Source organism: Radiobacillus kanasensis, assembly GCF_021049245.1.
Classification (GTDB): domain Bacteria; phylum Bacillota; class Bacilli; order Bacillales; family Amphibacillaceae; genus Radiobacillus; species Radiobacillus kanasensis.
This window is the reverse complement of record NZ_CP088020.1, coordinates 557,086-576,928: the sequence shown is the minus strand read 5'-3', so window position 1 is coordinate 576,928 and position 19,843 is coordinate 557,086. Positions and strand designations below refer to the sequence as shown.

At 35.8% G+C, this 19,843-nt stretch carries 17 protein-coding genes and 2 pseudogenes; 4 read left to right on the top strand and 15 right to left on the bottom strand.

Going from position 1 to position 19,843, the window contains the following annotated elements; all coding sequences use genetic code 11:
• Positions 1–762: 762 nt before the first annotated feature.
• Entirely contained in the window at positions 763–1,956 is a 1,194-nt protein-coding gene (locus KO561_RS02995) for an MFS transporter (protein WP_408004859.1), read from the bottom strand.
• A gap of 93 nt (positions 1,957–2,049) precedes the next feature.
• Here KO561_RS02995 and KO561_RS02990 point away from each other — a divergent pair, with 93 nt between their 5' ends.
• From KO561_RS02990 to KO561_RS02980, 3 genes and pseudogenes are all read left to right on the top strand, one after another.
• A complete protein-coding gene (locus tag KO561_RS02990) occupies positions 2,050–2,943 on the top strand; it encodes a LysR family transcriptional regulator (RefSeq protein ID WP_231095670.1) in 894 nt (297 codons plus the stop codon).
• 259 nt (positions 2,944–3,202) lie between these two features.
• A pseudogene (locus tag KO561_RS02985) lies at positions 3,203–3,557 on the top strand (IS1595 family transposase); the annotation flags it as partial.
• A 44-nt stretch (positions 3,558–3,601) separates the two neighbouring features.
• The gene (locus KO561_RS02980; RefSeq protein ID WP_231095669.1) at positions 3,602–3,847 is read left to right on the top strand and encodes a hypothetical protein; all 246 of its coding nucleotides are present in this window, start codon (positions 3,602–3,604) and stop codon (positions 3,845–3,847) included.
• A 295-nt stretch (positions 3,848–4,142) separates the two neighbouring features.
• Here the strand turns inward: KO561_RS02980 and KO561_RS20540 are convergent.
• The 8 genes and pseudogenes from KO561_RS20540 to pdhA all read right to left on the bottom strand — a co-directional run.
• Positions 4,143–4,376, bottom strand: a pseudogene (locus tag KO561_RS20540) (putative glycolipid-binding domain-containing protein); the annotation flags it as partial.
• Positions 4,377–4,477: 101 nt separating this feature from the next.
• Entirely contained in the window at positions 4,478–5,353 is an 876-nt protein-coding gene (locus tag KO561_RS02975) for a phosphotransferase family protein (protein WP_231095668.1), read from the bottom strand.
• Between the two features lie 61 nt (positions 5,354–5,414).
• The gene (locus KO561_RS02970) at positions 5,415–5,921 is read right to left on the bottom strand and encodes a hypothetical protein (protein ID WP_231095667.1); all 507 of its coding nucleotides are present in this window, start codon (positions 5,919–5,921) and stop codon (positions 5,415–5,417) included.
• 3 nt (positions 5,922–5,924) lie between these two features.
• Positions 5,925–6,125 carry a hypothetical protein gene (locus KO561_RS02965; protein ID WP_231097033.1) on the bottom strand — a complete coding sequence of 67 codons (201 nt, stop codon included), beginning with the start codon at positions 6,123–6,125 and terminating at the stop codon, positions 5,925–5,927.
• Positions 6,112–6,261 carry a hypothetical protein gene (locus tag KO561_RS02960; protein WP_231095666.1) on the bottom strand — a complete coding sequence of 50 codons (150 nt, stop codon included), beginning with the start codon at positions 6,259–6,261 and terminating at the stop codon, positions 6,112–6,114. Before KO561_RS02960 ends, KO561_RS02965 begins: the two co-directional genes overlap by 14 nt.
• A 742-nt stretch (positions 6,262–7,003) precedes the next feature.
• The gene (locus tag KO561_RS20370) at positions 7,004–7,138 is read right to left on the bottom strand and encodes a hypothetical protein (RefSeq protein ID WP_269140687.1); all 135 of its coding nucleotides are present in this window, start codon (positions 7,136–7,138) and stop codon (positions 7,004–7,006) included.
• Between the two features lie 92 nt (positions 7,139–7,230).
• The gene (locus KO561_RS02955; protein WP_231095665.1) at positions 7,231–7,668 is read right to left on the bottom strand and encodes a GNAT family N-acetyltransferase; all 438 of its coding nucleotides are present in this window, start codon (positions 7,666–7,668) and stop codon (positions 7,231–7,233) included.
• Positions 7,669–9,064: 1,396 nt separating this feature from the next.
• Positions 9,065–10,108, bottom strand: a complete 1,044-nt coding sequence (gene pdhA / locus KO561_RS02950; RefSeq protein ID WP_231097032.1) for a pyruvate dehydrogenase (acetyl-transferring) E1 component subunit alpha — start codon at positions 10,106–10,108, stop codon at positions 9,065–9,067.
• Between the two features lie 394 nt (positions 10,109–10,502).
• On the opposite strand from pdhA, the gene KO561_RS02945 reads away from it, so the two are divergent.
• Complete coding sequence (locus KO561_RS02945; RefSeq protein ID WP_231095664.1) at positions 10,503–11,327, top strand: PaaX family transcriptional regulator C-terminal domain-containing protein; 825 nt, start codon at positions 10,503–10,505, stop codon at positions 11,325–11,327.
• Positions 11,328–12,598: 1,271 nt separating this feature from the next.
• Here KO561_RS02945 and KO561_RS02940 read toward each other — a convergent pair.
• The 6 genes from KO561_RS02940 to gatA form a co-directional block, all read right to left on the bottom strand.
• The gene (locus tag KO561_RS02940) at positions 12,599–13,144 is read right to left on the bottom strand and encodes a DUF1572 family protein (protein ID WP_231095663.1); all 546 of its coding nucleotides are present in this window, start codon (positions 13,142–13,144) and stop codon (positions 12,599–12,601) included.
• 132 nt (positions 13,145–13,276) lie between these two features.
• Positions 13,277–13,624, bottom strand: coding sequence for a hypothetical protein (locus KO561_RS02935; protein ID WP_231095662.1), 348 nt, complete (start codon positions 13,622–13,624; stop codon positions 13,277–13,279).
• A gap of 711 nt (positions 13,625–14,335) precedes the next feature.
• Positions 14,336–15,721 (bottom strand): 23S rRNA (uracil(1939)-C(5))-methyltransferase RlmD, encoded by a 1,386-nt coding sequence (gene rlmD, locus KO561_RS02930; RefSeq protein WP_231095661.1) that lies wholly within the window; start codon positions 15,719–15,721, stop codon positions 14,336–14,338.
• 145 nt (positions 15,722–15,866) lie between these two features.
• A complete protein-coding gene (locus KO561_RS02925) occupies positions 15,867–16,775 on the bottom strand; it encodes a diacylglycerol kinase (protein ID WP_231095660.1) in 909 nt (302 codons plus the stop codon).
• Positions 16,776–16,940: 165 nt separating this feature from the next.
• Positions 16,941–18,371: an Asp-tRNA(Asn)/Glu-tRNA(Gln) amidotransferase subunit GatB gene (gene gatB / locus KO561_RS02920; RefSeq protein WP_231095659.1), complete on the bottom strand. Its 1,431-nt coding sequence runs from the start codon at positions 18,369–18,371 to the stop codon at positions 16,941–16,943.
• The gene (gatA, locus tag KO561_RS02915) at positions 18,371–19,834 is read right to left on the bottom strand and encodes an Asp-tRNA(Asn)/Glu-tRNA(Gln) amidotransferase subunit GatA (RefSeq protein WP_231095658.1); all 1,464 of its coding nucleotides are present in this window, start codon (positions 19,832–19,834) and stop codon (positions 18,371–18,373) included. The genes gatB and gatA overlap by 1 nt, the downstream gene beginning before the upstream one ends.
• Between the last annotated feature and the right edge of the window lie 9 nt (positions 19,835–19,843).

Here is a 19,843-nt window from a genome sequence, read left to right as displayed (position 1 = left end):
AAGACCGATGGTTTGCTGAATTTATCAGGAAACCACGGTTTTTGGAACGACATTATTAGTTAAGGAACATTTTTATAGGAACTTTAATTTTATCTTAGGACACCTACTTTGCCCCATATATCCTTTATCCTTATCCCCTACTATGTGCCTTTGTAACTCCTTATCACAAAACTCCCCATCCCTCTATCCCTTACCCCACCAACTCTCCCACCCCTTTTTCACCGTCTAATCTCTAACTAATTTTACAGAATAGAGTTAAGGATTAAGGGGAAAGGAAATGGATTTTTCATGCCTTTTCATCACCATTTTCTTTCTGCCACCCTACACCCTCACAACAAGGGATGGGCATGAAAAAGACCCGGAAATCGGAAATGTTTATTTTGTTTAGGGGTATTTTCTTATTAGATTCAGTAAAGGTTCAATTGAAATTGCAGCAGAGAATCCTGTCTCAGTTGGTTTAGTATGCCCAATGATTCAGTTAAAATCCCCAAAAGGAATCCATACTAGCAACAAGGGAATCATCCCCTTTAGACTTTTCTGCCCCTAGAAAGTCAAGATAACGTCTTACAGCGTTATTTAGAGAATACGTACCTCATTAGCCTTGCCCCTTGAAACGGTATAGAGTGACTTGGATGAAGACTTTGTTTTTCTTCTTCCATAGAATAACTCAATTTTCCTAGGAGCAACTTTCCTCCATCGGAATTGTAGTGATTCAAAAGATTCCCTCGAAAATATTACACAGTGTCATTTTAATTAACTTGTTTATATTCTAACTTTAATATTCCTTGAATTCGCTTTGTTTAAATTAAACGAGTAATTGATAAAAATGATAGCAAGAATTACAAATAACCCGCCGACCCAACTCAAATTTACAATATTTGTATATTTTATAAGGATACCTCCTAAAGCTGAACCTAGCATCATCCCAATATTCATTAAAGCTGTATTAAAACTTAGTATAGTTTCTGATGATTGTGGTTTTATTGAAATCAAGTAAAATTGCTTTGCGGGTGTTGTTGTCCAAGTTGCTGCCCCCCATACTGCCAACGTTATAAATACACCTATTGTTGAATGCTGTGTAACTGTTAATACAAATAAAGAAGTTGCATGAATGAACAAACTTATGGATATCGTTCGATTTGGTCCCCATTTGTCTACAGCATATCCACCAAAACGTGAACCAATAAAAGCAAAAGTGCCTAAAACAAATAAAGCGATGCTAGTCATTTCTATGGATAAATTTGTAGAGTTACTTAACAACGGTGAAATATAAGCAAATACCAGGGTATAACCTAATATCCAGAAAATAGTGGCTGTTAATCCTGTAATTACCCTTCTATCTTTGATAATTTGTATCTGTTGTTTAAATGGCACGGACTTATTTCCCTTTATACTAGGTAATAATTTGTAAAGTAAAAATAAGAGAAGGGATGTAGCGACCGCAATGATCAAAAAAATGTAACGCCAATTCAAATAAGCAGCTAAAAATGTTCCGATTGGTACACCCAGTACTAATGAAACGGTAAACCCAGTTATAACTGTTGCCATGGCACTACCCCGTTTTTCTGCTGTAGCAATTTGGGCGGCATAGTTTGTCGCAACGACAATGTATAGCCCACCACTCATTGCCATTACTAGCCTAGAAAGGATTAATAAGAAATAATCATAACTAAAAAAAGCGACTACATTACCTATAATAAAGGTGATAATAGAATATAATAATACCTTTTTACGCTCAAACTTCGCTGTTAACAATACAAGTACCAACGCCCCAATTGCATAGGATAACGAATAAACGGTTATCAATTGTCCCGCTGTTGAGATAGATACGTCTAAATCAAAAGATATAATTTCTAATATACCAGAAACAACAAACTCTGCTGTTCCTGTAACAAAAGCTCCTAGAGATAGTAGAATAACAATTACTTGATTAATCTTTTTTGCCAAATTGTACATCTCCTTTAGTTTTTCATAAGTTGATTTCATTTTAAATGTCATGGTAACATAAGTAAAATTGATATTTTTAATAAAGGGGATGAGTAATAACTCATGAGAATTGTTCGTTTTGAGGTTTTATCTAAAGTAATAGAGTTAGGGAGTTTTACCAAAGCTGCTAAAAAATTAAATATGACACAATCAGCAGTAAGTCATGCTATTTCTAGTTTAGAAACCGAATGGGGAGTTTCATTATTAATTCGTGACCGCAGAAAAGGGATATCCCTTACCGAAATAGGACAAAAAACTATCCCGCATATAAGAGAAATGTTGAATAGAATGGAGACAGTTAACCAAGAAATTGCGTTAGCAACAAACATAGAGACAGGGATAATTCGTATTGGTACCTTTGCGAGTGCTTCTTCCTGTTTATTACCAAAATTGCTTGTGAAATTTCAGAAAAAACATCCTAATATCGAATTTAAGTTTTATGAAGGTACATATGAAGAGATAACAGAATGGTTGCTATCTGGAATTATTGACATTGGGTTTGTTGTAGAAAAGGAATCAAATACTGACTTTGACTTAGTACCTCTCATAAAGGATAAAATGGTTGTAGCCTTTCATGCCGAGCACAAATTCCTTCACAAAGATACAATAGATATGCACGATGTAGAGAAAGAACCTTTTATCATGCCAACAGGAATGTACCAATCACATGTAGAGGAGTTATTTAAACAAGCACAAATCAAACCGTTTATCCGTTTTGAAGTACATGATTGCAATACCATTGCTAATATGGTACAAGAAGGACTTGGCGTTACGATTGGTCCGGAATTGTTCTTAAAAACACAACAAAATATCAAAATAGGAAATCTAAATTTAACAAATTACCGTGAAGTTGCATTAGCTTGCTCTGCAATCTCTGAGGCATCCCCGGCTGTTAAAGAATTTCTCAAGGTTGCTAGAAATGTCTTCACCGACTCTAATAATACAAATAACGAGTAAATTTCTTTCAAATAATTGTTGCAACCATTACCATTTGTGTTATAAAGTTCTTCTCCATAATAGGCGTAAAAATAAAGATAAAAGATTGGATATGTAGAAATTTTGGCTGATTACAGTTAGGAAACAAACTGAATGGAGATTGAAAACCCTATGGATTTAGGTATTGGAAGGACAGCGTAAACCTTATTGGAAAAGCGATTGGGGGAATATTGGCCAAAAGAAAAGGATTGAATCCTTTTGGATTAAGCCCGAACTTTGGGGGCATATTGTAAAATCTCGTTTAGATTTCAACGTACTATGCACAGATGCGTGGCGGGCATTTAAAACGTATGCGACCGGAATATCGTTTCAAATCAGATGGTAAAGAACGTGTAAGAGGTCTATATCATATCCAAAATGTAAATAACTATCATAGTCGTCTTAAAGGTTGGATTGACAGATTTAATGACGTGGCTACCAAATACCCCGACCATTATTAGAGCTGGTTTCAATTCTTAGATGTTATTAATCATCGTAATTATGACATCACTATTAGCAAAATGATTATGGACAGTTGCTTGTTTTCAACAGATGCAACATATGATAGGCTTAGATTATCAAAATATTCCAGATGAAAAGGGGTGAAAAAATGAGTTTGTCCTTTTTGGGGTTCCTTAGTATGATTTGTGCTCTTTTAGTAACGACAAATAAAGACAAATATAAATGGTTAGTAACACCAACAGGATTTAAAAATGATCCTAAGATTGCAATAGCCTTTTATTCAATTCTTGGAGCGGTATTAATGATAAGTGGTTTTGTTAATATTTCATACATTAACTACTTTATTTTGCCTGCGTTCGTATTATTCTTATCCTTATTAACAATCTTAATCATCAACTCTAAAAAGAGTAATGAAGCAAGTTAATAATCTTGAATTTATTTCTTATTAAACACAAGCGAAATCAGCATAGTGATACCGCTTTTTTATATTAATGAGTATAAAAATCAACAATAATGGTTAACGGGTTCGGTTCTGGAGTACTAAATTTCAAATAGAAGGTTATAACGCAATAGATTTAGCAACCGAAATAACTAGAAAAATTACAATATAACTAGCACTGAAAATGCTCAGAAATTTCTAATCTCTGAGCGTTTCTTTATATTGTCTACATCAATTAACACCCCCGTTAGTTGAAGTGAATATAATAACAAATTAAACATTATAGTATCCTACTAAATGTCTTTGGATAATCAACAACCAACCCATTTGAATCAACACAAATGATTGTCTCATAATCGTAACAGCGGTATTTGAAATATCTTAATTCACCTTCCTTACGAATGTAATGATAAGATTGGGGTACTTTTTTTGTTTCTAAAGAAAGAACTGATATATAGATCATATGAAAGTGTTCTATTTGATTAATAATCCAATTAATTCTGTTAATAGGTAAAGAGTTGGAAAAAGCAAATTATAAATTAATTGAGTAATTGTAAAATCATATAAAATTTTCTATTCTGATTCTCTTACGCAATCTATAATGGAACAGGAAAACTACCTATAATCTTTAATTCCACTTTCAAAAGCCTGTCTATCATCATTCTCAATTCCGTGCAATGCTTCTTGTAAAGCGAATGTGCCTTTATAAAATTTAACTCGTTCTGATATTTCATCACCGTTAGGGTATAGGTTAATACACATATCAAAAAAATCCTCACCATAGCTGGAGAGTATTCCAGCAAAATCATACGCTGGGTCTCCTAAACCAGAACCACCAAAATCAATTATCCCTGAAATCTTACTTGTTTCCGGATTCCACAAGATATTTGAGGCTCCGAAATCCCCGTGTATAAGTGTAATATCTAAATTTGAGAATGCTTTCCCATTTAGGAACATTTCAAAGGAGTGTGATATTTCTTCTTTAGCATCTCCTCTGATATAGGGAAATAGTTTACTTTGAATCTTATGATATAAGTTATACATTTCTTCACGTGGATTACAATTCTTTAATTTTAAATCTTGACTTGCCTTCTTCCCTGAAATAGAATGGAGTTCCACAAGAAAAGAAACAAGTTGTGTTGCCAAACCTTTAACTAATTCAACACTCTTAATACCTATTAAACTTTCCCTCCATAAAGGAACACCATCTATTAGATTATAACCAGTAAAGACCTTACCTGGTACTAACTCTTCAAAAGACTGATAATATGGATTTGGAATAGGAGTAGAGACGATATCTTTAATGTATTTCAAAATTCCCGTTTCTCTCCTTAATTGAATTATCCCATTTTTATATTTCGGAAATCTAAAAACCAAAGAATCGTTTATAATTAACACGTCATTATTCTGTCCAATTTCATTAAGATAAAAGTCTTCAATGGAAAGGTCGGAATAAACAAATTTAATATTTTCAATAAAGTTATTTTTCATTTAGAAATACTCCCTTTCGGTCTCTTTCTATTTTTAAACTCCAAAACTTTTGTTGGACTAATCATGAATAATTTGAATACCATATTGATATATCCCCAATTTGATTGTTCTCTGATACAACTTTTTGTACCGTAATAGCAACATCATTACTAAATCCAAGCATCCCTAAACGGAAAACAGCATCATCAATGAGTTTAGCCTGCTCATTTTTCCGCTTAGCTCCTTCTTGAAGTGAGTTCATTACCTGTTTTTGATCAACAATAATTCGTTCTTGTTCAATAAAGTCCTCAATATCTGGTAGCATTAAGTCATCATATTTTGCTAGCTTGCTATAGTCTTTGCTCTTTAAGGTATTTAACATTGGTTGAACCATTTTTAATTCTTCTTGTGCCACTTGTTTAATTAATGTAGTAGAAATTTTCTCCTTACCACTACTAATGGCACGTAGTTGCACCATCATATAGAGCTTTATTGCAATGTCCGAGATTCCTAGAGACTCATAATATAAGACTGAAGAAACCTCCTCAGTAAAAGGTATTTCCCCTTTTGTCCACTGATATTTCCACATTCCCTAAACAAATAAATCCCAAATAGCATCTTTTTCAAAGCGATCCCCATGATATTCCCCATATTCGTGCTTCTTCGCTTGTCTGAACTGTGATTGCAAGACATCCATTACCTTTGGGGTTCCAACCATAATGAGAGGAATGTTTATCGTATTGATTAACGCTGTAAAAAAGTTTAATATCTGTGCAGAGCTAGAGCTTTTGATACCCTTTAAATGTTGTAACTCGTCTAGGAATAGCAGCCCAAGGTTTATATGATTTGGTATGTTTTGATCCCCTCTTTTTCATTTCTCTTATAACAAAGCGTGGTAGTTTAGCTTCTTTAAGCCCTTCTAAAATCACCTTGATCCCCCCAATAATATAATCTTTGTTACGATTATATTATTGGAACACTTGTTCTATTTCAACTGGATAAGGAATCAATAAGCACCTAAATTATATGAGATTTAGATATCTAGCGAGGAAAACAACTGATGGGGAAAGAAATACATTGGGGGAAATGCAATTGTGCCCCTTATTGGTCAAGGGATTGGAGGAAGATCGAAAAAAAGATACAGGGCAAAATCCAATTAAATCTGCCTCGAGTTTGTATTGATTTTATGATTAAATAACAATTAAATACATAATGGATTGCCTGCTCTTTTTTCTCCATGCTCTTTCTTCAAATGTACCGACTTTTTAGCATAGGAACCGAGAACAGTGGCAGGGAGATATCATTCCCCAAATGAAATACTATTTTTAGCCCTTTTTTAACCATTCTACAAGATTATTACCAGTTCCTTATTAAACAATCCTTCCAATCCTTGCCCTTTCTTTCTGTAAAAAGGTGGATCTCCTTCTTTAAGGAAAGCACCCGTAAGTTCAATAAGAAAAGGGACATTATGCCGAAAAGCAAAGGATTTAGTGCCATCTCCAAATAATATCTATCTCTATCCATTATCGTAGTTTCACCTCTTATATTTTAAGAATACTTCTATATTCAACTTATTAATAGCTGTACCCTTCCTTCACATAAATGCCTTTAACTAACGGGAGCGGGATCGATTGCCTTGTTACACAATCCTCCCGTTACTTTAAGATAGCATTATTTTTTATCTCTTATTTCTTCTAAAATTTGTATTATACGATTATTTTGTTTTTCAATTGATTTTAGCCTTTTCTCAATAATACTGGATGAAAAGAAAACAATAAGTAAGATTGCAATTCCGACAATATCCAAATTTAATCCCCCAATGATTTATGCTATTTAATAACCATTAAATCCGAGTCTATAACCCTTGTTTCAGATAAGCCCCTGTTTCTTGAAGAAAGCTAAAGTTGAATTTTCAATACAACTTCATCCCACATTATTTCACCAGTTTTTATAAAACCCACATTCTCATACAATTTTATAGTATTAACATTTTCAGGTTCTACACTTGTGTAAAACTCAATGCTTCCGTATGTATTTTTAATAAGTTCTAATAGTTGATTTATTGCTTCCTTTCCATAACCCCTTCCTTGATGATTTTTATCAACCATTAAACGGCACATTTCCTTACGCTTTGTATCAGGGTCTACGCCATACATTAAGAACCCAACGATAGTTTCTTGATTGTAAATAGATAATGGGTATAACTCTTCTGTAAATTTTGATTGCAATAATGAATAACAGTTATCCGCAACAAAACCTTTCTGATTTTCAAACACTGATAGTCTAATACACTGTTCCCAATTCTTCACATCAATTTCCCTTAACTGAACACTCATTCTCTAACCTCCAAATTACAATAAAGACTTTTTCATGGCTTATTCCAGAAACCCGCCCTATAGTTTAAGTAAATTCTTTCACAATATCTATGATTCAACTTTTATTTTACTATATTTCAAATAGTCATAGCCCATTTCAGGTTATTTCTCTTAATTCTTCCTTTTTCTTATTCCTACTATATGTATCTGTTTCTTAGTTGGAATCTCCCCAACTCCTCCTCCGTCCCTTTTCCCCCAACGCTTCACCCCCTCTTCTACGCCTAAAGGCAATGTTATTAAGTTCTTCCCGTAATGGAGAAAAGAAAGGAAATACAGCAATTTGGGGATGGTGTTAACCGGATAGAGATTTAAAATCCTACGGAATTAGGTATTGGAAAGTCCATTGAAATCCTTATTGGAAAAGGGATTGATAAATTATTGAAAACATAGAAAAAGACTGGACCCAATATTGGATCCATCCCGAATTTTTATTATTGTTTTTTGTTAAAAAAACGATTGAGTACATAACGTCTGCCTGCTCTTTTTCTTCTCTTCCTTCCGCTCCGGATACCAACTATTTAGCAGTAGGTACCGACTTTTTAGCGTAGGGAAATAGAAAGTAACAGGGAGATATTAAAAGAGGATAAGGGAAAACGTAAACGCTTTGTTAGAAATTATACAGATGATCATTTCGAGGAAAAAATGAAGAGGAATTTTGAAATTGGATAAGTTAAAAATATAATATTCATGCTATAATATAAAAAGACGATGTGCTGTTACACATCGCCAGGCAACTATCGCTCCGAGCGAAGGGTTGCTTAAAAACACGATTTATTGTTTAGAAGAACCGCCCTTGCTTTTGCCAGAGCTATTTCGGGTGGTTTTTCGTTTGGATTCACCCTTTTAAATTATAGTCCAGATGTACATTTTGTTTAATGTACACAACTATTTATCTACCAAAAGGTCCTACTCTACTCCATTCTCCCCCTCTTTTTCCCGTTCTGCCTTGTATCGAATATTCGGACAATGTTAAATAGATGTTCCCGTAATGGAGAAAAGAATTAAGAGAAAAGACGGAAAACGAAGCCATTTTGGGACGGTATTACTGTTAGGAAACACACTGAATAGAGATTGAAAATCCCTACGGCTTTGGGTATTGGAAAGACGACTGAAACACTTATTGGAAAAGGGATTGGACAGATATTGAGCATAAGAAAAAGACTGGACCCGTATTGGATCCAGCCTGAGTTTGTATTGATTTTGGTTGGTAAAAACAATTGAATAGTTACCGAGCACATACATGTCATCCCGCTTCTTCTTTCTCCTACTCTTCCTTCTATTATACTGATTTACTTACAAGGAAGAACAAAGTTACGTGGGAACCAAGAAAGTTACAGTTGTTAGACAGGAGCATCGTTTATCCATTTTCTTTTTCTTTTGATCGTTTTAGCTGCTCCATTAAATTGATAGGTAGTGTCTCATACATGTTCTCAATTAAATTAGAGACTTTTGTTTTACTTTCAGATTCAGCTTGTTTTATTGCCTCCTTTACATCTTCTTTTGCTTTTTCTATAACTTGGATCTCCTTTTCTTTATTCCATAAATCTTGTTTTTCTAAAAATAATCTAAATCTTTTTATAGGATCCTTTTTGGCCCATTCTTTCTCAAGTTGTTCGTTTCTGTAAAGTGTTGGATCATCACCTGATGTTGAATGAGGACCATACCGATAGGTTACAGCTTCAATTAACGTTGGCCCATTTGAACTAATTGCTCGTTCTCTTGCTTCCTTTGTAACTACATAAGTAGCTAGAATATCCATACCATCTACCCTTACACCTTTAATTCCAGCAGCAACAGACTTATGTGCAATCGACTTTGCAGCTGTTTGTTTTTCAAATGGTGTTGAGATTGCAAATTGGTTATTTTGAACAACAAAAATGGTTTGAGCATTGAAAACTCCTGCAAAGTTTATCCCCTCATAAAAATCTCCTTGAGACGAGCCACCGTCACCAGTGTAAGTAATTGCAACATTTTTTTTCTTTCTCTTTTTCAAACCAAGTCCAACTCCTGCAGCTTGAACAATTTGTGCACCTATTATGATTTGAGGAGATGTAACGTTAACTCCTTCAGGCATTCGACCTCCTTTATGATGCCCCTTGGACCATAGGAATAATTGGGATAACGGAACCCCCTGAAACAACATTTGTGGAAGATCTCGATACCCTGGTAATATCCAATCTTCTTTTTCTAGTACAAACTGCGTTCCAATCATACTAGCTTCTTGTCCAGCAACTGGAGCATAAAATCCTAATCTTCCTTGCCTAGATAATGAAATGCACCTTTGATCAATAGTTCTAGTATAAATCATTCGCTCCATTAGGAGTTGTAACTCTTTATTATTGAGTTCAGGTAATAAGTTCTTATGTACAACTTCTCCGTCTTCATTTAATAGTTGAAACATTTCAAATTGATTGGCCTCTTGTAGTAGATTATTCACTTTTATCACGTCCTCAAAATTAATAGCTATTATTTTTAGATACTAATAAATTAAAACTACACTAATCTGAATAACCTCCTCGCAATTTTATAATATATTTTTGCACGTCCGTTATAATTTATATTATATAAATTCCAATAATGTGTCAATGCAACTATGATCTAGGAGCTTTTTTTAAAAGACAGCATATAGTTAATTGAACCTAGTACCGGCGTTAATAAAGAATTACTTACTGTTGGTAATATGTATGTAACTGGAATTGTTCGTAATGTAGGTAGATATTTATGTTTTACTTTTTATAGCCATACACTTGAATAACATTATAAATCCGTTATCATTTTATGTAGAGGTGAAAAAGGTGACAGTTGAAAAGCAATTATTATACTTATTATCAAAAAAGCCTGAAATGGAAGGGAAAGAACTAATAAAAATTTTTGAAGCAATGAATTATACTCCTCAAACAATAAGAAATATCTTATCTAAATTTAAAGGCATTGCTTATATAACATCATTAGAGCGAGGTAATTATAAAATTACAGCAAGTGGTTTAGACGTTTATAGTCTATATTCTAAAAAAGAAAACTTTTACACTAAACATTGGAATCGAAAATGGTACATTGTGTTCATGGAGATCCCAGAAAAATTAAGAAAGAAAAGAGATACTTTTAGAAAAGGGCTACTAGATTTAGGATTTGGTCAGCTTTATAAGGGTGTTTATGTTTATCCGTGGAATATAACAAGTAAGGTGCTAAATCTAATTGATTCACTTGAAATTGAGGATTATATAACAATTATTTCTAGTAATGAGTTTTTGATAAATGGTATAGATCCCGAGGGGGAACCAGGACCAAATAAGGCCAGTTCAATATGGAATTTGGAGGAAATTAACACCTACTACAAAAATAGGCAAATGTGGCTTGAGAATGAGTATAAACCGATATTTAATAAATTAATCAAAGATAAAAACCGAGATCCCTTACAAGTATTTACAAATTTTCTAACGCTCAAAGAGATAATGGATGATCTAATAATAGCAGACCCCATGTTGCCAGCTGAATTCTTACCTAGTAGTTGGCTAGGCACAACTGTACTTTTCTCATTAGATAAGTTAATGCGATCTTTAGTTGCCTTGATCCCTGAAAATTCTTATTATTACTCATTTGTAGCTGATATAAGAAACTAAATTATGACTACTTCAGTTAAGAAAACTCAAAGACCTTGAGTTTTCTTATATCTTTAATTAAAGGCCTATTGACAGTAAAAAGGAATGTCATCGGATATCAGTCACAACATCAGGAAATTCGTAAATATAACCCAAAAACAGATATAGAAGGGGTCCTACATACGATGATAAAATTATCTTTGATAAAGAACGATATTCCCACTTATCATATATACCTCTGCAATCACATATCATCTTTTCCTAACTCCATCACTTAGCTTTGTAAACTTACGTTCCTAAGTCCTTTGGTAGAACAACCGTAAATGCTCTAATTACCTGTACTTGTGTATTACTGTAGTAAATTAGTTCTTCCCCAAAACCCCCGTTTTTCCCCTCTTTTTTCTGTTCTGGGTTGTATAGAATATCCTGCCATTGTAACTAAGTTCTTCCCTGAACGGAAGGAAGATGGTAGAGAAAATAACCGAAGTCTTGCCATTTTGGGGCTTTTAAATAGTGACTTTTTTGCAGAGGAAACAACGTTTTAACAAACACTTCTCTGCAAACCCATATTTCATGAATGTTTGAAGAAGAAACCTAATTAATTCGATCTCCTCTTGGGTCTAGCAAATGGATTATCACTGTCTGTTTTTTCTTTAATCCTCTTTTTCTTCTCTCTACTATATTTACCTGTCTTTATGTTGGAATTTCCCCATCTCACTCCCTCATCCCCCTCAAATCCTTGCTACTCTAAGCCCCACTCCCTCTTTTTTCCCTAAAGGCAATGGAATAAAGTTGGTACCTGAAATGGGCGATTTTCCACGTTTTCGGTCTTTTCTTTCCGTTCTGGCTTGTATCGAATATTCTGGTTATGTAATTAAGTTGGTACCCATAATGGAGGAAAGAATCAGGAGGAAAGAATGGAAAAACTAATGAAATGATATTGAAAAAGCATGGAAATTCCTACGGATTTATACGGAACGCCGCTCGAAATTTCTCTCATTATTCCTCCCCCTTTTCCTTCTGTTATCCTTATTGGACAAAGGATTTACTGGACTTTTTAACTTTTTTGTTTAAAAGAAAAGGGGCAAAATCCTACTGGATCTGCCCCGAATTGATATTGATTTTTGATTGAAAAAACCAATTGAATAAAGATTGAATACATAGTGGTCCGTCCGCTGCTCTTCCCGCTTCCTTTGCCGTTTGGATACCAACTATTTAGCAGTAGGTACCGACTTTTTAGCTTGGGGGAGAGGAAAGTAACAGGGACATAGTTTAATGAAGAATAAAGCATACTAATAAGTGTCACTATGTTTTTTTGCAATCGTCTTATTAAACTCTTTTGAACGGTTTTTAGGTATGCTAAGAATATCCCATTCTTTATCCTTGATTTGTTTTCCTATATATAGAATTTGACCTAAATGGTAGCTAATATGGGCTATTTCAGTTTGAATTGCTTGAATGACACTTAACGTTTCTCGTCTTAAAGTAACAGATTTATGTAAATCCTCTGGTTTAAGGGTTTGTATTGTATGAAAAAGCAATGCCCATCCCTCTTCCCAAAATTGCATAAGCTGTTTCTTGGATTCGATATCATCAACAAATTCAGAATCTCTATCTCTATAAGTTTTCTCTCCATCTGTTGTCAAAAAGTCTACCCATCGTGAGTGCATATTCCCACTTAAATGCTTGATTAATATTGCAATGTTATTGGACTCTTCATTTGGCTTCCAATGTAATTCTTCTTCTGTTAATTGCGATATCCCTTTTTCTGCACGTTCTTTAAAATGTTTAAATTGCCAATTTACAATTGTAAGGTATTCATTTTCAATATTATTCATTTTCTACCTCCAAAGAATAATTTCTAAATACAAGTTGACAAATTTTACTTTAATTAGTATTACTCTAAACTGCAATTAAAAAATATTAAGGCGATCTCCTTTTCTGAAGAATCGCCCGTTAGTAAATTTAATTCATAAAAATTTTTGTTTTAAAGCTACCTTCCAAGCATGGTAGAATTCTTTGATTGAAGAATATCGTTTGTCCCTTTCCTTTTCTACAGCCTTTCGAGCTACTTGGAATAAGTTCTGATTAGCTTCCCACTTTGAGAGTGAATGATCCATTTCTCCACCTAATAAACCAAATATTATTGCTCCAATATTATACACATTAGACTTAGAATCAATTGGTGATCCAAGTTTGTATTCCTCTGGTGACTTTGACCTTTTAGCTCCCCAAAAGTTTTCACCTAAATTATTTGATTCAAAGTTTACCTTGTCCATCATTACTTTAACTGAATTTACTTTCTTAATATTACTCAAATATGATCCTCCTATATTGGGATCACGTAGTTTATAGGGGTATTGATACGCTCACCCTTAATTAATTGTTACCCCATCATTAAGTATCATTGTCTTTTTCATAAAACAACGCCTCCTTCCGTATCATAAGAAAATTTATGGCACAACTATACAATAACATAACCAATTAATTATTATTGTTTTTCTACTTTTAAATATATTCCCACTCTTTATTAATCCCATTACCTTAACCCTTACCTCTACTACCAATCATTACCCTTATTACCTTTTCTACAGTTACACATTTAACCGAATTCCATTGTACCTCAACATTAGGTTTTTACTCTTATCTCCAAATCCCAGTATTATGGATGTAATATTACAAACCTAACTTATATTCGTTTCACTACTATGTACCGTTAAAATAAACAAAACTTTTACCTTCCCCCTCAAACCCCCATTCCACCGTTCGAGTTAAAATAAAGTTTTCCGACCGAACCCCCATTTTGAAGGATTTTTGATTCAAAAACACTCAATTTCTTCCCTCTAATATGCCTGTTTTTTCACCTTTTTTTCTGTTTTAAAATAAAGTTTTCCGAGAATGTTGCGGAATGAAAACACGAGAAAACCGAGACAAGACAAGGGATGAGCATGAAAAAGACCCGGAATGTTTATTCCCACGAAATCGGGGTCTGAATCGGAAATGTTTATTTTGTTTTGGTAGTTTATATTTTAATTAGACAATTTCAACTCCATCAACGCCACGCACTCCACATGCCCAGTCTGAGGAAACATATCAACAGGCTGTACTTGTTTCGTCTCATATCCACCATCCTCAAGAATTCTTAAATCCCTAGCGAGTGTAGATGGATTACAAGATACATACACAATTCGTTCAGGTTTCATGGTGATCATTGCTATCAACAGTTCTTCCTCACAGCCTTTTCTAGGAGGATCCACTACAATGACATCTGGGCGTAACCCTTGGGCGGTCCACCAAGGCATGACCTTCTCTGCTTCTCCTACAAAGAACTCGGTATTTTCAATATGATTTAATCGCGCATTTGCTTTTGCATCCGAAATAGCTTCTGGAACAATCTCAACTCCGTAAACCTTTTTCGCTTTTTGCGCAAGAAATAGGGAAATCGTACCTATCCCGCAATAAGCATCAATCACCGTTTCTCCACCTTGAAGATTCGCATATTCCAAAGCTTTATCATATAGCTTCTTCGTTTGTGGAGGATTCACTTGGTAAAAGGACTTGGCGGAGATGGCAAATTTAATGTCGCCAATATTATCATAGATGTACTCATTTCCCCAAAGCACTTTCGTCTTTCTACCAAGAATAACATTCGTACGATCCTTATTAACGTTCTGAATAATGGACTTTACCTGAGGATACGTTTCGCTAATCTCCTTCACCAGTTCTTCCTGATGAGGCAACTCTTCCGTTCGAGTAATCAGTACAATCATCGTTTCATTGGTAGCTTGTCCGGTGCGAACCATGATATGGCGAAGAACACCTCGATGTTTTTCTTCATCATAGGCTTGTATCTTTAATCGGTCGGCCATGCGACGAACTGCTTCCACCATGCGATCATTGATCTCTGATGTAATCACACATCGATCCATGCCTTCGATAATGTTATGACTACGTTTTTGGTAGAAGCCTGTAATCAATTCACCATGTCTTTCAGCAACTGGAATTTGCACTTTATTTCGGTATCTCCATGGATCTTCCATACCGATTGTAGGATGAACCGGGACTTTTTCTATGTGTCCTATCTTTTTAAGAGATGTCTCCACTTGCTTTCGTTTCATTTCTAGCTGCAAGTCATAGCTCATATGTTGCAGCTGGCATCCTCCACATTGCACGTACACATCACATGGTGGCTCAACTCTATCTGGACTTACTTCGTTTAGTTCTAAAAGCTTTCCAAAGCCGAAGTTTTTGTTCACTTTTACGACTTTTACCTTTGCCGTTTCTCCAGGTAGTCCGTACGGAACAAATAAAGGGTAGCCATCTATTTTCCCAACGCCAGATCCATCATGTGTTAAATCGACAAAAGATAGCTCTATCGTTTGGTTTTTCTTTACAGGTGGTTTTAATTTCGCCATCATCATCTTCCTTCTTGTCTTTTCCTGTTACAAAGTGTATCACAACCGAAAACAAATGATAAATTTCTCCGTATAGTATTACCATGATTCGCTATATTTCCCGGGAAATTTAGTAGATTGTCAAAAAAAGAAAAAGAAGATAGCCTTAGCTTTCTTCTTTGTCGAGAAACTCTTTAGGAACAAAATATTCAATATGTTGATAAAGGTTCGTGAATTCTCCTGGCAATAAGCCTCCGAATTCTCCATCTATGTTGAGCTGCATTTTCTCTTCAGACACCACTTTTATGTGCTTCGCGGTCACATGAACGATTCGATCGTCTTCTAAGTGGGCCCCTCTAAGCGCCAAAGTAGCAATTCTGATAAACTCAGCAACGTTCGTCTTTTTCAAGATAAGTAAGTCGAAAACACCATCGTCCATCTTCGCATCAGGTGCAAGTTTTTCAAAACCTCCGACAGAATTCGTATTGGATACGAGAAATAGCATAATTTCATCCTCAAATACTTCTCCATCATATTCTATTTTGACATGAATCGGGCGCAAGGATGGAAGCATTTCGATTCCTTTTAAGTAGTAAGCAAGTTGACCAAGTACCGTTTTTTGCTTGCTTGGTACTTCATATGTTAGCTCTGTTAGTTTTCCGCCTCCCGCGATATTCATAAAGTATTCGTCATTAACTTTTCCAATATCTAATGGAGTGGAATAACCATCAACAATAACATCTACAGCCTTTTGAATATTTCTAGGAATCGACAAAGCTCTTGCGAAGTCATTAGTCGTACCAACAGGGATTACCCCTAGCTTTGGTCGATAGTCTTGTTCTGCTAATCCATTGATTACTTCATTTATGGTTCCGTCTCCACCAGCTGCGATTACGATGTCATATTTACGTTCTACGGCGACTTTAGCCGCTTCTGTCGCATCTCCAGCCCCAGTTGTCGCATGAGCTGATGCCTCGTACCCCACTTGTTCTAAGCGTTGGAGTACATCTGCTAATTCCTTTTTAAAGGCTTCGCGTCCTGAAGTTGGATTGTATATGATACGGGCACGTTTCATGGGTAAAACCCCCTAACCGGTCATTACTTATAGTCCACCTTACATCATAGTCCTTTTTGCACCATTTGAAAAGTAAAATATGGATATCTACATCTAGTACCTGGTTCTACAATGACGAAGACCTGCTTATACGAAGCAGGTCTTCCACAGTTTCGTCAACTTTTGTTATCTTTTATTCATCTCTTCGAGAAGAATTTTATTTACCATTGGAGGATTTGCTTGTCCTTTTGTCTGCTTCATGACCTGACCTACTAGGAAGCCCAGTGCTCGATCTTTCCCGTTTTTAAAGTCTTCAATGGATTGCTCGTTTGCATCTAAAATCGCCGTGATGATTTCCTTGAGCTGACCTTCATCCGAAATTTGAACAAGTCCTTTTTCTTTGACGATTTTTTCTGGATCTCCACCTTTTTCTACCAACTCAGAGAATACCTTTTTCGCCATTTTAGAAGAAATCGTTCCATCTTCGATAAGTTGGATCATTTTCGCTAAGGCTTCTGGTGTCATCGGAAGATCTTCTAGTTCTAATTGTTGTTTATTCATGTAAGCTGATACTTCACCCATTAACCAGTTGGAAGCTTGTTTCACATCCGCTCCCTTTGCAATCGTTGCTTCAAAGAAATCGGACATCTCTTTCGTGCTCGTCAATACCATGGCATCATAGGCCGGCAATTGAAGGTCATCAATGTATCGTTTCTTACGGGCATCTGGAAGCTCTGGAATTTCAGCACGGATTCTTTCTTTCCAAGCTTCGTCAATATATAGCGGTACAAGATCTGGTTCCGGGAAATAACGATAATCGTCTGACCCCTCTTTTATCCTCATAAGAATCGTTTCTTTTGTTTGTTCATCATAGCGTCTCGTTTCTTGTAAAATTTCTCCACCAGACAGTAAGACTTTTTGCTGACGTATTTCTTCAAATTCCAGACCCTTTTGAACAAAAGAGAACGAGTTCAAGTTTTTAAGCTCTGTTTTCACTCCGAATTCCTCTTGTCCAATTGGGCGGATGGATAAGTTCGCATCACAACGAAGGGAACCTTCTTCCATCTTACAATCCGAAACTCCGGTGAATTGGATAATGTTTTTCAGTTTTTCCAAATAAGCATATGCTTCTTTCGGACTGCGAATATCTGGTTCTGATACGATCTCTACTAATGGTGTACCTTGACGGTTAAAGTCGACTAGAGAGTAGCCATTGTCGCCATGGGTTAGTTTACCTGCATCCTCTTCTAAGTGGAGACGCGTGATTCCGATTTTTTTCTTGACACCATCTACTTCGATTTCAATCCAGCCATTTTCCCCAATTGGTTTGTCAAATTGAGAAATTTGATAAGCTTTCGGGTTATCTGGGTAGAAGTAGTTTTTACGATCAAATTTCGTATCTGTCGCAATTTCACAATTGAGCGCCATTGCCGCTTTCATAGCAAAGTTAACGGCTTCTTCATTTAATACGGGAAGTACCCCCGGGTAACCTAGGTCAATCGGGTTTACATTTTCATTCGGTTCCGCTCCAAAGGCGTTCGGGCTCGGACTGAAAATTTTAGAGTTTGTTTTTAACTCGACGTGTACTTCAAGACCGATAATGGTTTCAAAATTCATTATTTGACACCTCCAAGTACCGGTTTCTTTTTATGAAATTCTGTTGCTTGCTCAAAGGCATTAGCAACACGGAAAATCGTGCTTTCATCAAAGTGTTTTCCGATTAATTGTAGACCAATTGGTAGACCCTCACTAGAGAAGCCACAAGGAATAGACATACCCGGAACGCCTGCTAGGTTTACAGGGATTGTCAAAATATCATTGGCATACATCGTTAATGGATCATCAATCTTTTCTCCTACTTTAAAGGCTGGAGTTGGAGTCGTTGGTCCAATTACAATATCGTAGTTTTCAAAGACTTTTTCAAAATCATTTTTAATTAATGTACGCACTTTTTGTGCTTTTTTGTAGTAAGCATCATAGTAACCAGAGCTTAACGCGAAGGTACCGAGCATAATACGACGTTTTACTTCTTCTCCAAACCCTTCGCTACGGGAAAGCTTAAACATATCAATCATGTTTTCTGCTTTTTCCGAACGGACTCCGTAACGAACCCCATCGAAACGTGCTAGGTTGGCAGATGCTTCTGAAGAAGATAATAGGTAATAAGCAGCAACTGCATAGCGCGAATGCGGAAGTGAAACTTCTTCCCATGTTGCCCCTAAATCTTCATACACTTTTAAGGCTTGAAGGACTGCTTCCTTCACTTCTGGATTGACCCCTTCACCGAGGTATTCAGATGGTACCGCGATACGCAGCCCGTTTACTCCTTGGTTTAAAGCACCTTTATAATTTGGAACATCCACATTTGCAGAAGTAGCATCCATCTTGTCGTGACCTGCTAAAACTTGTAGTAAGTGAGCATTATCCTCAACCGTTCTCGTAACTGGCCCAATTTGGTCCAAAGAAGACGCGAACGCAACTAAACCAAAACGAGATACTAATCCGTAAGTTGGTTTTAATCCAACAACTCCACAGAAGGCAGCTGGTTGGCGAATAGATCCACCTGTATCCGACCCAATCGAGAAAAAGACTTCTCCTGCCGCAACAGCAGCAGCTGAACCACCACTAGAACCTCCTGGAACATAATCCGTATTCCAAGGGTTACGCGTCGCGAAATAACTGGAGTTTTCATTGGATGATCCCATTGCGAATTCATCCATGTTTAACTTCCCGATATTGATGGCATTTGCTTCGGTAAGCTTTTGAACAACCGTTGCATCATATAAAGGATCGTTAAAGTTGGATAAAAATTGACTCGCACACGTTGTGCGAAGCCCTTTTGTTACGATGTTATCTTTAACACCAATTGGAAGACCGAATAAAGACTGAGATGGAGCTTGTCCATCTAGTTCCTTTGCCTTCGCTTTGGCAGCTTCTTCATTTAAGGTTAGAAATGCTTTTACATCTCCATCGACTTCGTTAATTCTCGTATAGGATTCATTAACGAGATCACTAACCGTAATTTCTTTATTATGTAGTTTATCCTGTAGCTCTGATAATTTATAATCAAATAGTGACACTATTTATAC

Coding starts and splice junctions, on each gene's coding strand:
- KO561_RS02940 (WP_231095663.1), bottom strand. CDS start 13,144: ATGAATAATATTGAAAATGAATACCTTACAATTGTAAATTGGCAATTT.
- gatB (WP_231095659.1), bottom strand. CDS start 18,371: ATGAATTTTGAAACCATTATCGGTCTTGAAGTACACGTCGAGTTAAAA.
- rlmD (WP_231095661.1), bottom strand. CDS start 15,721: ATGGCGAAATTAAAACCACCTGTAAAGAAAAACCAAACGATAGAGCTA.
- KO561_RS02970 (WP_231095667.1), bottom strand. CDS start 5,921: ATGTGGAAATATCAGTGGACAAAAGGGGAAATACCTTTTACTGAGGAG.
- KO561_RS02925 (WP_231095660.1), bottom strand. CDS start 16,775: ATGAAACGTGCCCGTATCATATACAATCCAACTTCAGGACGCGAAGCC.
- KO561_RS02975 (WP_231095668.1), bottom strand. CDS start 5,353: ATGAAAAATAACTTTATTGAAAATATTAAATTTGTTTATTCCGACCTT.
- KO561_RS02995 (WP_408004859.1), bottom strand. CDS start 1,956: ATGTACAATTTGGCAAAAAAGATTAATCAAGTAATTGTTATTCTACTA.
- KO561_RS02980 (WP_231095669.1), top strand. CDS start 3,602: ATGATTTGTGCTCTTTTAGTAACGACAAATAAAGACAAATATAAATGG.
- pdhA (WP_231097032.1), bottom strand. CDS start 10,108: ATGTTTCAACTATTAAATGAAGACGGAGAAGTTGTACATAAGAACTTA.
- KO561_RS02990 (WP_231095670.1), top strand. CDS start 2,050: ATGAGAATTGTTCGTTTTGAGGTTTTATCTAAAGTAATAGAGTTAGGG.
- KO561_RS02955 (WP_231095665.1), bottom strand. CDS start 7,668: ATGAGTGTTCAGTTAAGGGAAATTGATGTGAAGAATTGGGAACAGTGT.